We start from the raw sequence: 14,983 nt of genomic DNA, 5'->3' as shown, positions 1-14,983 counted from the left end.
TCTCGCCGGGCAAGACCATGGGGAAGGTGTCATGACGCTGAACGCCGACGGAGTAGCCGAGAAGTTCGGGCTGCTCGGACTCACCTACGACGATGTGCTGCTGCTCCCAGGTGCGTCGGACGTCGTGCCGAACCAGGTCGACACCCGCTCGAAGGTCTCCCGGAACGTCAGCGTGAACATCCCGCTGCTGTCGGCGGCGATGGACAAGGTCACCGAGGCGCGGATGGCCATCGCGATGGCCCGCCAGGGCGGTGTGGGCGTGCTCCACCGCAACCTGTCCATCGAGGACCAGGTCAACCAGGTCGACCTGGTGAAGCGGTCCGAGTCCGGCATGGTGACCGACCCGATCACCGTCCACCCCGACGCCACCCTCGCCGAGGCCGACGCGCTGTGCGGCAAGTTCCGCATCAGCGGCGTCCCCGTCACCGACGCCTCCGGCAAGCTGCTGGGCATCGTGACCAACCGCGACATGGCCTTCGAGAGCGACCGCTCCCGGCAGGTCCGCGAGGTCATGACGCCGATGCCGCTGGTCACCGGCAAGGTCGGCATCTCCGGCGTCGAGGCGATGGACCTGCTGCGCAAGCACAAGATCGAGAAGCTGCCGCTCGTCGACGACGAGGGCCGTCTCAAGGGCCTGATCACGGTCAAGGACTTCGTGAAGGCCGAGAAGTACCCCAACGCCGCCAAGGACGCCGAGGGCCGCCTGCTGGTCGGCGCCGCGGTGGGTGTCGGCGACGAGGCCTTCCTCCGCGCCCAGCGGCTGGTCGAGGCCGGTGCCGACTTCCTGGTCATCGACAGCGCGCACGGCCACAGCCGCGGCATCCTCGACATGGTCGCCAAGGTCAAGGCCAACATCAAGATCGACGTGGTGGCCGGCAACGTCGCCACCCGCGACGGCGCCCAGGCGCTGATCGACGCGGGCGCCGACGGCATCAAGGTCGGTGTCGGCCCCGGCTCGATCTGCACCACCCGGGTGGTCGCCGGTGTCGGCGCGCCCCAGGTGACGGCGATCTACGAGGCCTCCCTCGCGGCCGGCCCGGCCGGTGTCCCGCTGATCGGCGACGGCGGCCTGCAGTACTCCGGCGACATCGCCAAGGCCATCGCGGCCGGCGCGGACACCGTCATGCTGGGCAGCCTCCTCGCGGGCTGCGAGGAGTCGCCGGGCGAGCTGCTCTTCATCAACGGCAAGCAGTTCAAGTCCTACCGCGGCATGGGCTCGCTCGGCGCGATGCAGTCGCGCGGGCAGGCCAAGTCGTACTCCAAGGACCGCTACTTCCAGGACAACATCCTCTCCGAGGACAAGCTCGTCCCCGAGGGCATCGAGGGCCAGGTGCCCTACCGCGGCCCGCTCTCCGCCGTGGCCCACCAGCTCATCGGCGGCCTGCGCTCCTCCATGGGCTACGTCGGCTCCCACACCATCCCCGAGCTCAAGGAGAAGGGCCGCTTCGTGCGGATCACCGCGGCCGGGCTCAAGGAGAGCCACCCGCACGACATCCAGATGACCACCGAGGCGCCGAACTACCACACCCGCTGACCGGTACGAGCGGATCACCCGGAGCCCGCGGCGCCGCACGGCCGCGGGCTTCCGGCTGCCCTGCCTGGGATACTGGACGGGCAGGCCACGAAGGAAAGGCATAGCGACAGTGACTGAGATCGAGATCGGGCGGGGCAAGCGCGGCCGCAGGGCATACGCATTCGACGACATCGCCGTCGTCCCGAGCCGCCGTACGCGGGACCCCAAGGAGGTCTCGATCGCGTGGCAGATCGACGCCTACCGCTTCGAGCTGCCCTTCCTGGCGGCCCCGATGGACTCCGTGGTCTCCCCGGAGACCGCGATCCGCATCGGCAACCTCGGCGGCCTGGGCGTGCTCAACCTCGAGGGTCTGTGGACCCGCTACGAGGACCCCGAGCCGCTGCTCGCCGAGATCGCCGAGCTGGACGACGCCTCCGTCACCCGGCGCCTGCAGGAGCTCTACGCGGCACCGATCAAGGAGGAGCTGATCGGCCAGCGCATCAAGGAGGTGCGCGACGCCGGTGTGGTCACGGCGGCCGCGCTCTCGCCGCAGCGCACCGCGCAGTTCTCCAAGGCCGTGGTCGACGCGGGCGTGGACATCTTCGTCATCCGCGGCACGACGGTCTCCGCCGAGCACGTGTCGGGCTCCCACGAGCCGCTCAACCTGAAGCAGTTCATCTACGAGCTCGACGTCCCCGTCATCGTCGGCGGCTGCGCCACGTACACCGCAGCGCTGCACCTGATGCGCACCGGTGCCGCGGGCGTCCTCGTGGGCTTCGGCGGCGGCGCCGCCCACACCACCCGCAACGTCCTCGGCATCCAGGTGCCGATGGCGACCGCGGTCGCCGACGTGGCCGCGGCCCGTCGCGACTACATGGACGAGTCCGGCGGCCGCTACGTGCACGTCATCGCCGACGGGGGCTTCGGCTCCAGCGGCGACCTGCCCAAGGCGATCGCCTGCGGCGCCGACTCGGTGATGATGGGCTCCCCGCTGGCCCGCGCCACCGACGCACCCGGCCGCGGCTTCCACTGGGGCATGGAGGCCACGCACGAGGAACTGCCGCGTGGCAAGCGCATGAACCTGGGCACCGCCGGCACGACCGAGCAGATCCTGCTCGGCCCCTCGCACGCGCCCGACGGCTCCATGAACTTCTTCGGCGCGCTGCGCCGCGCGATGGCCACGACCGGCTACTCCGAACTGAAGGAGTTCCAGCGGGTCGAGGTCACGGTGTCGCCGACGCACCACCGCTGACCGCCGTTCCGGACTCCCGGGGCCCGTACCGCCGCCCGGCGGTACGGGCCCCGGCGCGTTCCGTGGGTGATGAACGGATGCCGCACGGAGCCGGGCTTAATCGGCGAGTCCGGTTCCGGTTGGGTCGCTAAGAGACCGTCAATTACGGGCACTCGGGACGGTCTTTGGGTGAAGCAAAGACATCCGGAAGGTTAAGCACCATGGATGAGCATGTGGTTTTCGATTACGATCGTGTATCCGTGGTTCTGCTGTGCTAATTGTCGTCTACAGTGATCGATGCCATCGGATGGGTCCGGCTGGGGGGTGTGAGAGCACAGATGCCGGGTCTCGACTTGGTCTCTGCGTACACCACCAGCTGGGGGGAACCTGCTGTGTCCACTCTGTCCATCGTCATTCCCGCCTTGAACGAGGCCGAGAACCTGCCGCACGTCTTCGGGACGATCCCGCTCGAAGAGCTCACCGCGGAAGGTTGGGGCGTCGAGGTGGTCATAGCCGACAACGGTTCCACGGACGGCACCGCCGAGATCGCCGCGTCCTACGGAGCCCGGGTGGTGCACCAGCCGTTGCGCGGCTACGGCAACGCCTACAAGGCCGGGATCGCCGCGGCGTACGGCGACGTGATCGCCACCGGCGACGCCGACTGCACCTACCCGTTCGACGACCTGCCCCGGCTGCTGAGGATCGTCGACGAGCACCAGGTCGAGTTCCTCAACACCAACCGGCTCGGCCGCGAGAACCGCGCGGCGATGAAGCCCTCCCACACCGTCGCGAACCACGCGCTCAGCCTCGTCAGCCGCGTGCTCTTCAAGAGCGAGATACGTGACTCGCAGAGCGGGATGTGGGTGTTCCGCCGTTACATCTGGGAGACCCTCAAGGTCACTTCGGACGGCATGGGCTTCTCCCAGGAGATCAAGAACGCCGCCGTGCGGGAAGGTTTCCGCTGCATGGAGGTGCCCATCGAGTACCGGCCCCGCGGCGGTGAGGTGAAGCTCAACGCGGTGTCGGACGGCGTGGCCAACCTGTCCCAGCTGTTCCGTCACCGGCTCCGGGACAACGCGCTGCGCACCGACACCCGGGCCCAGTGGTACGACCGCTCCACGCGGCCCGAACCGACGCCGTTGATGCCCCAGCAGCGGCAGGCGGAGTCGTTCGAGGTGGGCGACGCGGAGTGGGGACGAGTGCCGAGCGAGCACTACACCATCTGACGGGCACGGCAGATGAGCGGTGTCGTGCCGGCTGAGGCGGCGCCAGGGAGACCGGGAGGACGTCCGGTGCGCCCAGGGGGACCCGGACCGGGCGGCCCGTCCAGGGGGCGGGAACACGCCGTGAGGGATTGGCCTACGCTGTGCGCATGGTGAAGGATTCCAGTAGACGGCATCGCCTCCTCGTGGCGCTCGTGGCGTTCGTGGTCTCGGCGGTCGCGACCGTCGTCGCCGCGTCCATGCCGTCGACATCCCCCCGTGCCCCGCAGGCCGGTGGTGCGAAGAGCCCCACGCCGTCCCCTTCGGAGAAGGCCGGCGTGCGCGATGTGAAGATGGGCATCTCGTACGGTGACACCCTCACCTGGAAGTCGGACGCGGACCTCGCGCGGGGCCTCAACGACGCGGTCGCGGTCGGTGCCAAGTGGGTCCGGATGGACCTGTCGTGGAACAACATCCAGCCGGACTCGCCCTACGCCTACGAGTGGCAGCGCTTCGACAGGGTCGCCGAGGCGGCCAGGTCCCGTGGTCTGAACGTGCTCCCGGTGCTCGGCTACACCCCGAAGTGGGCGCGCCCGGCGAGCTGTACGTCCACCCAGAACTGCGGGCCCGCCAACCCTGACGTCTTCGCCGCCTTCGCCAAGCTGGCCGCCGAGCGGTACGCCCCGAAGGGGATCCACACCTGGGAGGTGTGGAACGAGGAGAACATCGGCTTCTGGCGCCCCACCCCCGACCCGGCCGCCTACACCGCGTTGCTGCGGGCGACGAGCAAGGCGCTGCGCGCCGGTGACCCCAAGGCCTACGTGGTCATGGGCGGCCTCGCGGTGTCCAAGACCGAAGCCGAGTCCCGCAGGATATCCCAGACGGACTTCCTGACCGCCGTCTGCAAGCTGGGCGGCAACAAGTACGTGGACGCCGTGGGCTACCACCCGTTCAACTATCCCACCCTGCCCAGTGCCACACCCGGCACCGGTACCGCCTTCGAGCGGATCAGCAGCTTCCGGGACAACCTGGTGGGGATCCTGGACAAGTACGGCACCCCCGACATCCCCATCTGGCTGACCGAGACGGGAGCACCGACCAGCGGGCCCGGTGAGGTGTCGGACGGCAGGGTGACGCCCCCCGGCACCACGCACGTGACCGAGGGACGCCAGACCGAGATCGCCACCGACACGGTCCCGGCCGCGGTGGCGAATCCGCACGTCGACGCGATGTTCTGGTACACCGACCAGGACCAGGCCCGTCCCGAGGAGAAGAAGGAACGGGCCCTGTACTACGGGATGCGCCGCTACGACGGCACGAAGAAGCCGTCCTTCGAAGCGCTCAAGGCGGCGATAGCCGCCTACGAGCGCAAGAAGAAGTAGCGGCCGGCCCGCGGGCCGGCCGCCGCTACAGCGCCTGGAACAGCCTGATGTAGTGCTCCATCAGGCCGTTCCAGGCGAAACGTCGTTCCGCCTCCTGCCGGCCCCGCGCGCCCAGCCGGTCGGCGAGTGCGGCGTCGGTCAGCACCTTGCGGCAGGCGGCGGTCAGCGCACCGGGATCGCCCTGCGGGACCAGGAGCCCGGTCTCGCCGTCCGTCACGACGTGCGGGATGCCCCCCACGGCGGAGCCCACCACCGGGGTGCCGCAGGCCATCGCCTCGACCAGCACCATGCCGAAGGACTCCGCCTCGGTGCGCGACGGCAGTACCGCGAGGGCGGCCGTCCGCACCACGTCGACCAGGGCGTCCCCGGTCAGCTCGCCGACCGCCTCCACCCGCTCCGCGATGCCGAGTTCCGCCGCGAGCCGCAGATGGTCCGGCACCGCGTCGCCGCCGCCGACCAGGCGCAGCCGCGCATCGGGCACCTCGGCCGCCAGCTCGGCGAACGCCCTCACCAGGACGTCGACGCCCTTCCAGGCCGACGAGCGGTCCATGCGGCCGACGTATACGACCGTCCGGGGACGTTCCGAGGCGGGCCGCCCGGGGGTGAACCGCTCGACGTCGACGCCGGGGGTGATCTCGACCGCGTGCGGGTGCCCGGCGGCCAGTGAGACCGGCGACACCGCCACCAGCGTCCGCGCCCGCCGGAACACCCGCGGCAGCACGCGGCGTTCGTACAGGCCGATGAGCCGGTCCGCCGCACCACTGCCGGGCTCGCCCTTGTGCATCGAGCCCGCGTGGTAGGTGAGGACGGCCGGCCGCTTCCCGGAGACCGCGACCGCCAGGTCGGCCAGCCCGGGGACCGGGGCGTGGGCGTTCACCACCTCGGCCCCGGTCCGGCGCAGCCAGCGGCGCAGTTGCAGCGGCCATAGGGGGCTGAGCGGGGTGTTGGACAGCTTCAGCCAGGCGCCGAGCCGGATGACCTGCACGCCCTCCTCGACGTCCACGGTGGTGCGGAGCCCGGAAAGCCGTGTCGTGATGACGACCGGCCTCAGCCCGGGCGCGTCGGCGACCGCGCGGGCGATCCGGGCGGCGTAGTTCTCCACGCCGCCGACCTTGGGAGGGTAGTAGGGGGCGACGACCGCGACGGTGCGTTCGGTGGTCATCCCCGGGTCACCTCGGGTACGTCGGTGCGCAGGAGGCCGACGAACTCCTCCGCGCGCGCGGAGTAGGCGGGGATCGCGGTCTGGAGGTGCTGACGGTAGGAGTCCGCGTCGGCCAGCAGCTTGTCGACCAGGCTGATCAGCGAGTCCGGCGTCGCTTCCGACATCCGGATGACCCAGTGCTCCAGACCGAGGTCCCGCATGATCCCGCGGGTCTTGTGGTCGTACTCGATCGCGGCGCAGGGCACCTTGGAGACCAGACCGAAGATCACCGAGTGGAAGCGCGTGCCGAGGATGAAGTCGGCGGCGCCGTAGAGGGCGAAGATCTCGTGGTGGTCGATGGCCTCGTCGTCCAGGACGTGCAGCCGGGGGCTGTCGAGGGTGGCGGCGATCCGGCGGTTGACGATGCGGTCGTCGTCCGCCTGGAAGGCGCAGGTGACCTGGGGGACGATCACCACGTGGCAGTCCTGGTCGAGCAGGTGCCGGACGGCGGCGGTCATCGCGTCCTCGTACGCGGACTGCGCCGCGGCGTCGAGGAACTGGCGAGCGGTGACCAGCACCAAAGGTGCGTCCTGGGGAATCCCGAGCTCGTGCCGCCAGGGCCGCTGGGACATGCCCTGGAAGGCGAAGGCGCTGTCCACGCCGCGTATCACCATCCGGTCGGGGACGCCGGCCTCCGCGAGCCTGGTGAGGCTGATCTCCTCACGCGCCACGACGCGGCGGCTCCTGCCCAGCACCCGCCGCATCACCAGGCGCTGCCACCGGGTGGGGAACGGGCCGTACGACTGGGGGGCCAGCACGACGGGCACCTTGAAGCGGTGGGCGAACCACATCGGCAGCAGCAGGAAGGTGATGCTGAGGTCGGAGGCGAAGTCCGCCTTGCCGTTGAGGTAGCCGCCGCCGAGGGAGAGCACCAGATCGGCCTCCGCGAGGGCGCGCACCTCCGTCCGCATCTCCCGGGGGAGGAGCCGGGCCAGCGCCTTGACCAGTCGCCCGCCCCCGGGGAGGGCGGCGAGTGCGGCGAGGGCCAGGGCCGTCGCCTTGCGGGCGGGCCGGGCGAGCCGTCCGGCCTTCTCGTCACCCACGTACCTGCGGACCGAACCGAGGTTGGGGACGCCGTCGAACTCGGGCCAGACCTCCGGCTCCTCGAAGCCCGCGATCGCGATCCGCGCCGACGGGTAGGCCCGCTGCAACTGCTGGATGGCCACGCTCAGCAGGGCCGCGTCGCCGCGGTTCCCGCGTTCGAAGGCATTGACGACAACGATCTTCACTCTGCAACGACCTCTTTGTAGTGATGTTCGAGGGCGTCGAGGAACTCCTCGACGCCGTACCGCTCGGCGCGCGCGGCCGAGGCCTCCCCCATGCGCTCCAACACCTGCCGGTCGCCGACGAGCCGGCCCAGCGCCGCGGCGAGCCCGGCGACGTCCCCCGCGGTGACCAGCGCACCGTTGTCCTCGCCCACCAGCTCCGGCAGTCCGCCGACCCTGGAGGCGACCAGCGGGCGGCCCATCTGCAGGGCCTCCAGCCCGACGGTGGGGAAGTTCTCCGGCCACAGCGACGGCAGCACCACCACGGAGGCAGCCCTCAGGCAGTCGGCGACGCCGTCGGGGGAGAGCCAGCCCCGGAAGGTCACCCGGCCTGCCTCGACGAGCCCGGCGGCGGAGTCCTCCAGACGCTTGCGGTCCGTTCCGTCGCCCACGATGGTGAGCCGCGCGTCCGGATGGGCCGTGAGCAGCTCGCGGAACGCCTCCAGCAGCACGTGGACACCCTTGACCGGCTCCAGTCGGCCGACGAACACCAGGTGCCCGGTCTCCTTGATCGGTTCCGGGAAGGTGCTGCGCTCGATCCCGTTGGGCGTGACGAAGACCGGGACGGCGCCGGCGTCCGCGCGGACGGCGTCGGCGTAGTACCGGCTGGGGGCGATCACCCGGTTCACCCGCCGCAGCCGCGGCAGGTACGCGGGCCGCTGGAAGTACCGCAGGTAGAGGTAGCGGGCGGCGTCGCCGGCCGAGAGCCGGCCGCCGGAGGTCGCGCTGGCCAGGTTCCACCGCAGCAGCGACCTGGTCCAGTCCTCGGGCCCGTGCACGGTCAGCACCCGCGGGCTGCCCTTGGTGGCCGCCAGTACGGCGGGGCTGAACTCCCCGATGGTGTGGAGGTGGACGACATCGGGCCGGAAGTCCCGCAGGACCTGACCGACCCGGCGGTACGCCGGGCGGTGCCAGAAGTAGCCGAGAAGCCGCTTGGCCGGGTTGCCGGTGACGGCGGGGACCAGGTCGTGGGCGAAGACCTGCTGGTCGGCCGCCCCGGTCAGCAGGAGGTCGGTGGAGAGCACCCGCACCTCGTGCCCCCGGCGGCCGAGACCGTCCATGATCAGCCGGACGCTCTTCTCCGCTCCTCCGGCTTCGAATCCGATGTTGACGATCTGCAGGATCCTCATGCCTGTGCCTCCACGGTCCGGGGCGGGTCCAGTTCCAGTTGGTGCTTCTGCGCCCGTACGGCCGCCAGGCTGCGGCGCCGGTGCCCGAGCACGGCGACCAGGGCGACCACCCCGGACGCGAGGTTGCCCGCACCCCAGGCGACGCCGACCCAGACCAGACCCCGGGACGCCCAGAGCAGGGTGAGGGAGACGGACACGGTCACGTACACGACGTTGTTCACGACCAGCTGCCGCATCTGGCCGGTCAGCTTGAGCGCGAAGTTCGCCCAGGTGGTGAGTGCGACCGCCAGGCCTCCGGCGGCGAACGCGATCAGCAGGGGCTTGGCCTCGGCGGCGTAGCTGCCGCCGAACAGCTTCAGGATCAGCCCGCTGCCCAACGCCACCACCGCGGAGGCGGGGATCATCAGCCCCGCGATGATCGCGGCGGTCTTCCGGAGGAGGACGCCGATCCGGGAGGGGTCGTTGGAGCCCTCCGCGAACAGGGCCTCGCCGACGGAGAAGGACACCGAGTTGAGCAGGCTGGCGATCTGGAAGGCGACGTAGTAGTAGCCGGCCGCCGCCGCGCCGAGCTGGTGCAGCACGATGAGCGGGACGACCAGCTGCGGCAGCAGGTTGAGCAGGCTGGTGACGTAGCTCGCGACGGAGAACCGCAGCTGTTCGCGGAGCCTGGTGCCCCGGGCGCGGAAGTCGAAGCGGAAGCCGAGCTGGCGGTGCATCAGGAACAGCGCGACCAGCGCGGTCGCCGCGAAGCCGCCACCGGTGGAGCCGAGGATGCCGGCCGAGCCGTAGCCGACCAGGGCGACCGGCAGGGCCAGCTTGACCAGTCCCTGGAGCAGGCCGTAGACCAGCGCGTTCTGGTGGGCCATGCGGGCGCTGACGAAGACCGAGAAGGTCAGCTGGCTCACCGCCGCGCAGATGCAGAACACCACGAACGCGGCGGCCGCCGTCGCATGGTCGCGGATGAAGACCAGTTTCGGCGCGTACAGCGGCAGGCCGAGCAGGTAGAGCGCGGCGATCAGGAACGAGACCGTCCCGACCAGCGCGATCGACTGGGTGAGCTGTCCGTTGCGGGCGGGGCCCGCCGCCGGGAAGCGGATCAGCGTGCTGTTGAGCCCGAACAGGCTCAGGTAGGAGATCAGCGAGGTCGCCGAGATCAGCGACGTGGCCAGACCGACCTGTTCCGGGGTGTAGAAGCGCGCCACCACCACCCAGAAGACGAAGCCGAGGGCGGCCGTGGTCGCCGTCGACGCCATCAGGAAGAACGAACTGCGGTACACCTGGTCCGAGGGACGGGCGTGCCTGCCCCTGTTCCTAGCCATCGGTGGCCGGTTTCGCAGCGTCCCGGTAGTACTGGGTCAGCGCGCTCACGTGCTCCTCCCAGGCGAAGGCCGTGGTCGCGAGTTCGCGCGAGTACAGGCCCATGTGCTCGCGCCGCTGCTCGTCCCCGGCGAGCGCGGACAGCGCGGAGCGGATCTCCCCGGCGTCCCGGTTCAGCAGTGTGACGCGCGAGCGGTCGAGACGGTAGGGCGCGTAGCCCGGGTCGTCGGTGGTGACCACGGGAAGCCCGGAGGCCATGGCCTCCTGGACGGTGAGGGGGAAGCCCTCGGCGGTCGACGGCAGCGCGAAGACGTCGCAGGCCCGGTACGCCTCGGCCAGTTCCTGCGGGGGCAGCCCGCCCAGGTGGTGCACGCCGGGCCGGCCGGTCAGGGCGGTGGAGTCGCCGTCCCCGGCGAACACCAGGTCGTAGCCGGCGGAGGGGTCGTAGCCGGACAGCAGCAGGTCGTAGCCCTTCTTCGGCACCAGGCGTCCCGCGAAGAGCACCAGCGGCCGGTCCTGCGGCAGGCCGAAGTGCTTGCGGGCCAGCGCCCGCTCCTCGCCCGAGGCGGCAGGCCGGAAGAGGGCGGCGTCCACGCCGTTCGCGAGGTGGCGGGCCCGGGCGGGACGGGCGCCGTAGCGGCGTACGAAGTCCGCGACCGAGGCGTTGAGCGTGATGACGGTGCGGGCCCGTCGCAGCAGGCCGCGGCCTGCGACGGCGTACACGGCCCGCTGCACCCCGCGCACCAGCGCGGACGGGTGCTGCACCAGGGCGACGTGCTGGGTGACCAGGTGCGGGGTGCGGGTGAGCGCGGAGACGAGTCCGGCCGCCCACGAGGTCAGGTACAGGCAGTCGTGCACATGGACCACGTCGGCCCGGCGGACCCAGCGGAATGCGGCCGTCAGCAACCGCGGCGACAGTACGGGGAAGGGCACACCGGCCCGCTCCGCGCCGTTCCACGCCGCGACACGGACGACGCGTACGCCGTCCTCCTGGCTGATCGCGGTGCGCTCGCCGCTGGTGAGCACCGTGACGTCGACACCGCGCGCGGCGAGGTGCACGGCCTCCATGCGGACGACGTTCTCGATGCCGCCGACGTGCGGCGGGTAGTAGTGGCTGACCAGGAGGACCCTCATCGGTAGATCCTTGCTCCCTCGCTGCTGTAGATCTCGTTCTTGGTCTTGTCGAGGAGCCCGACGGGGTAGCGGAAGGTGATGAGGTCGCCCCGGTAGGAGAAGGTCACCTGTCCGGTGCGCACGGTCGAGGTACCCAGCAGGAGGTACGAGTCGGTGCGCAGCCTGGTGGGGAAGATGTTGCCCATGACCGGGCCGGTGAGGACGGTCTGCTGCCGGTTGAAGGTGAAGCCGTCGGTCTGCACCAGGGTCGGTCCGCCCTCGGCGGCGAAGCGCTGCGACAGCCAGTAGGCGGCCATCCGCTCCTCGGTGCTCGGATAGTAGATGTCGTAGTACTGGCCGGCGTTGCTGAGCTGCAACTGCGGCGGGTAACCGCCGAGCAGTTTGGGCACCACGCCGGTGAGGTCCAGGAAGAGCGCCACCACCAGTGCGTACACGGTCAGGATGCGGCGCCGCCCGATCCAGCGCAGGACGGACAGCATGCCCGCCGCGATGAAGGGCGCGAAGAAGAACAGTCCCTGCTGGAAGGCGCGGAGCACGCCGTAGTCGACCGAGAGCTGGGGGACGACCGTGAGCACGCCGAGCAGGGCGACGGCGCCGATGGTCAGGGTGGTCTGGTCGCGCACCGGCCGGAAGGCCCCGCGCTGCCCGATGTCGATCACGATGACGCCGATGATCAGCAGCAGCTGCAGCAGGCCCGCGGTGAACTGGCGCAGCAGGGAGTTGACCGTGACCGCCTTCAGCCCGACGGCGTCGAGCACGTGCCCGGCGGTGGTGAGGGCCATGTTCCGCTGGGTCATGACGGGGGTCGGGTAGGCGTCCACCGTCTCGAGGGGCAGATACGATCCCTTCGCGCGGTCGGCGGCCGTCTCCTTGATGGTCTCGGCGCGGTACTCGCTCAGCCGCTGCTGCGGCGTCAGCGAGGGCCCGCCGCCGAAGAGGCTGTACGAGGTGTCGGACGAGCCGCCCTGCGCATGCCCCGGGTTGGTGATCTCCTGCACGACGCCGCTCAGCGTGCTCCGTAGCTGCCCGCTGGTGTGCGTGACCGGGCCCGCCCACACCAGTGCCATGGCCGCGGCTCCCGCCACGATCCACCAGGTCAGGAAGGAGGCGGCCTCGGCCGGACGGTATTTGCGCTTGCGTGCGCGCTTGGACTTGAACCGCTCCACCCAGCGCCAGACCACGTCGCTGGCGACGGCGACTCCGAGGACGACGATCACCACGTAGATCGTCGAGTAGTGCGAGAGCGTGATGCCGGCGAGGAGCACGACGAACGCGATCCGCCGCACGCGCAGCGGCCGCCCGGGGTCGGTGAGCACCATGATCCCGCAGCCGAGCAGCACGAACGCGACCTCCTGGCGGCCCAGGAAGGTCATGTCGGAGAGGAAGGTGGGGAAGAGCATGAAGAAGACGGCCGACAGCAGGGACACCAGCTGCGGGGCGACATTGCGCACCGCGCGGTGGACCAGCACCGGGGTGAGCGCGAACAGCACCGGCAGCACGATCTTGAAGACGTAGATGTCGGGGATCGCGGTGAGCCGGAACACGCTCACGGGCAGCAGCGTGATGCTCAGGCAGGCGTTGTACGCATCGGGATAGGTGGAGATGTCCCAGAGCGATCCGCCGAGCGTCAGCCGGAAGTACTCGTACTCGCGCTGGATGTCGTGTCCGGTGATGGACCAGCCGCGCAGCGAGTTCAGCAGGAGCAGTGCGGCCGCGCCGAGGAACAGGCCGGTTTCGAGGACGGCGACCGGGTAGCGCCAGCGCCGGACCATGAGCAGCACCAGCAGCGCGACGACGGCGATCAGCGCGGTCATGCTGACCCCACCGCCGTAGCCGTTGTTCAGCCGGATCGCCCCGGCCACCGACAGCACCAGGGCGACGCCCGCGAGCGCCGCCACGGGGATCGCGCCCGGCGGCAGTCCGTCGCGGAGCCAGGACCTCCTCTGCTCCGGCCGTTCCTCCTCCGGCACGAAGGCGCCGATCACGATGAGCGTGAGAGCCGTGGCCCCGGCCAGCGACACCCGCGTCAGCGGGCGCTCCACCCCGGCCAGCGGCAGCACCGTGTTCACGGCGAGGGCGATCACGAGATCCGTGATGATCGCCATGCCGACGGCGAGCAGGAGGCTGCCGTCCCTGGTGGACACCACACGGGAGGCGACGCCGCGCCACACCGCGATGGGCGCCCCGAACAGCAGCCACAGGCCCGCCACCGTCAGCAGCACCCCGGGCACGCCGGGCAGCATCTCCACGACACAGGCCAGCGCGATGCCGAGCAGCACCGCGAGACGGCCGCGCAGGAGGTCGGCGGCCCGCAGGCCCGCGGCCGGGGCATCCCCGGACGACGCCACCTCGCGGTTCGCACCCCGGCGTCCGCGCCGGGACCCACCGCCCGCAGCGTCGTCCTCGGCCGGGTACGTCAACGGATCCGCATCCGCCTCGGCGGCCCACGACGGGGACCTGGTGGCGCGGCTGCCGCTGGTTCCCGTGTCATGGGCCGTCATACGCCGGCCTCGGGGTAGACGCGGGCGTAGACCTGCTCGACCTGGGCAGCCACGGCTTCCCAGGAGTAGTCGGGGGCCTTCGCGGCGCTCTGCCGGGCGAGCCGCAGGCGCAGCCCGGGGTCGGCGGCCACCGAGTCGATGGCGGCGGCCAGCGCCGCCGGTTCGGGAGCGGCCAGCAGTCCGACCCCCCTGAGCAGTTCTGCGGTGCCGGGGACGTCGGTCGCGATGACCGGCAGGGCGGCGGCCATCGCCTCCAGGACGACCAGCGGCATGCCCTCCCGGTCCGACGGAAGCACGAAGGCGTCGGCGTCCGCGTAGGCCCGCACCAGGTCCTCGCCGAGGAGCCCGCCGGAGAACTCGACGTTCCGCAGCCCCAGCTCGGCGGCGTGCGCCTCCAGCTTCTCCCGCAGCTCGCCGTCGCCGACGATGCGCAGCTGCACCGGCTCCCGCAGCAGGGCCGTCGCCTCCAGCAGCCGGGCCACGTTCTTCTGCGCGCTCAGGCGGCCGACGAACAGCAGCCGCAAGGGGCGCTGCGCCGTCTCCCGCACCGGCATGAAGTAGCCGGCCCCCACGCCGTTGGGGACGACGAAAATCCGGTCCGCCCGCACGCCGTAGGTGTCGCGGACGAAGGCGCCCTGTTCCTCGGTGAGCACGATCACCCCGGCGGCGGCGCGCATCGACCGCCCGAAGACGTGCTTCTTGTAGGCGGGGAGCAGCCCGCCGAAGCGCCCGGAGGCGTCCACGTCGAGGTGGAAGTGGAGGATGAAGCGCTGCCCGCGCATGCGGGCGATGACGGCCACGAGCTCGGGCATCAACGCGTGCGCGCAGTGCAGGTGCAGCACGGCGTCGCGCGGCGTGCGCACCGCCAGCGAGACCGGCAGGCCCGGCGCGAGCGCGGTGTGCGCCACCTCGACCGCGCGGTGCCGCCGCACGGTGACCCGGCCGGCACCGTAGCGGCGCGGTCCGCCGTCGGCACCGAGGGCGGTGGTGATGACCCGCACGTCGTGGCGCTGCCCGAGCTGGTTGGCAAGGTGCTCCACGACGCGTTCGAGCCCGCCCAGGTGGGGCGGATAGTACGGGGTGATCTGCAGAATGGTGCGTCGCATC

The 14,983-nt window shown here is 71.1% G+C and carries 11 protein-coding genes; 4 read left to right on the top strand and 7 right to left on the bottom strand.

The genetic code is table 11. The features are described from left to right. The first annotated feature begins 31 nt into the window (after window positions 1–31). The 4 genes from guaB (at window position 32) to OG937_19315 (ending at window position 5,328) form a co-directional block, all read left to right on the top strand. Window positions 32–1,534 (top strand): IMP dehydrogenase, encoded by a 1,503-nt coding sequence (gene guaB / locus OG937_19330; protein ID WUD73684.1) that lies wholly within the window; start codon window positions 32–34, stop codon window positions 1,532–1,534. Window positions 1,535–1,643: 109 nt separating this feature from the next. Continuing rightward, window positions 1,644–2,765 carry a GuaB3 family IMP dehydrogenase-related protein gene (locus tag OG937_19325; GenBank protein ID WUD73683.1) on the top strand — a complete coding sequence of 374 codons (1,122 nt, stop codon included), beginning with the start codon at window positions 1,644–1,646 and terminating at the stop codon, window positions 2,763–2,765. Between the two features lie 371 nt (window positions 2,766–3,136). Beyond that, the gene (locus OG937_19320; GenBank protein WUD73682.1) at window positions 3,137–3,970 is read left to right on the top strand and encodes a glycosyltransferase family 2 protein; all 834 of its coding nucleotides are present in this window, start codon (window positions 3,137–3,139) and stop codon (window positions 3,968–3,970) included. Window positions 3,971–4,116: 146 nt separating this feature from the next. Continuing rightward, window positions 4,117–5,328: a cellulase family glycosylhydrolase gene (locus OG937_19315; GenBank protein WUD73681.1), complete on the top strand. Its 1,212-nt coding sequence runs from the start codon at window positions 4,117–4,119 to the stop codon at window positions 5,326–5,328. A 25-nt stretch (window positions 5,329–5,353) separates the two neighbouring features. Here OG937_19315 and OG937_19310 read toward each other — a convergent pair whose 3' ends face one another. Genes OG937_19310 through OG937_19280 form a run of 7 tightly spaced genes read right to left on the bottom strand, consistent with a single transcriptional unit; the run spans window position 5,354 to window position 14,982 of the window. Further along, window positions 5,354–6,490 (bottom strand): glycosyltransferase family 4 protein, encoded by a 1,137-nt coding sequence (locus OG937_19310; protein WUD73680.1) that lies wholly within the window; start codon window positions 6,488–6,490, stop codon window positions 5,354–5,356. Next, window positions 6,487–7,758 carry a polysaccharide pyruvyl transferase family protein gene (locus OG937_19305; protein ID WUD73679.1) on the bottom strand — a complete coding sequence of 424 codons (1,272 nt, stop codon included), beginning with the start codon at window positions 7,756–7,758 and terminating at the stop codon, window positions 6,487–6,489. Before OG937_19305 ends, OG937_19310 begins: the two co-directional genes overlap by 4 nt. Further along, complete coding sequence (locus OG937_19300) at window positions 7,755–8,924, bottom strand: glycosyltransferase family 4 protein (protein ID WUD73678.1); 1,170 nt, start codon at window positions 8,922–8,924, stop codon at window positions 7,755–7,757. Before OG937_19300 ends, OG937_19305 begins: the two co-directional genes overlap by 4 nt. Further along, a complete protein-coding gene (locus tag OG937_19295) occupies window positions 8,921–10,243 on the bottom strand; it encodes a lipopolysaccharide biosynthesis protein (GenBank protein WUD73677.1) in 1,323 nt (440 codons plus the stop codon). The genes OG937_19300 and OG937_19295 overlap by 4 nt, the downstream gene beginning before the upstream one ends. Beyond that, window positions 10,236–11,375: a glycosyltransferase family 4 protein gene (locus OG937_19290; protein ID WUD73676.1), complete on the bottom strand. Its 1,140-nt coding sequence runs from the start codon at window positions 11,373–11,375 to the stop codon at window positions 10,236–10,238. The genes OG937_19295 and OG937_19290 overlap by 8 nt, the downstream gene beginning before the upstream one ends. Continuing rightward, the gene (locus OG937_19285; GenBank protein ID WUD73675.1) at window positions 11,372–13,876 is read right to left on the bottom strand and encodes a DUF2206 domain-containing protein; all 2,505 of its coding nucleotides are present in this window, start codon (window positions 13,874–13,876) and stop codon (window positions 11,372–11,374) included. Before OG937_19285 ends, OG937_19290 begins: the two co-directional genes overlap by 4 nt. Next, window positions 13,873–14,982: a glycosyltransferase family 4 protein gene (locus OG937_19280; GenBank protein WUD73674.1), complete on the bottom strand. Its 1,110-nt coding sequence runs from the start codon at window positions 14,980–14,982 to the stop codon at window positions 13,873–13,875. Before OG937_19280 ends, OG937_19285 begins: the two co-directional genes overlap by 4 nt. Between the last annotated feature and the right edge of the window lies 1 nt (window position 14,983).

Source organism: Streptomyces sp. NBC_00510, from assembly GCA_036013505.1.
Lineage (GTDB): Bacteria > Actinomycetota > Actinomycetes > Streptomycetales > Streptomycetaceae > Actinacidiphila.
The sequence above is the reverse complement of the archived record's forward strand: the minus strand, read 5'-3'. Positions and strand labels throughout refer to the sequence as shown.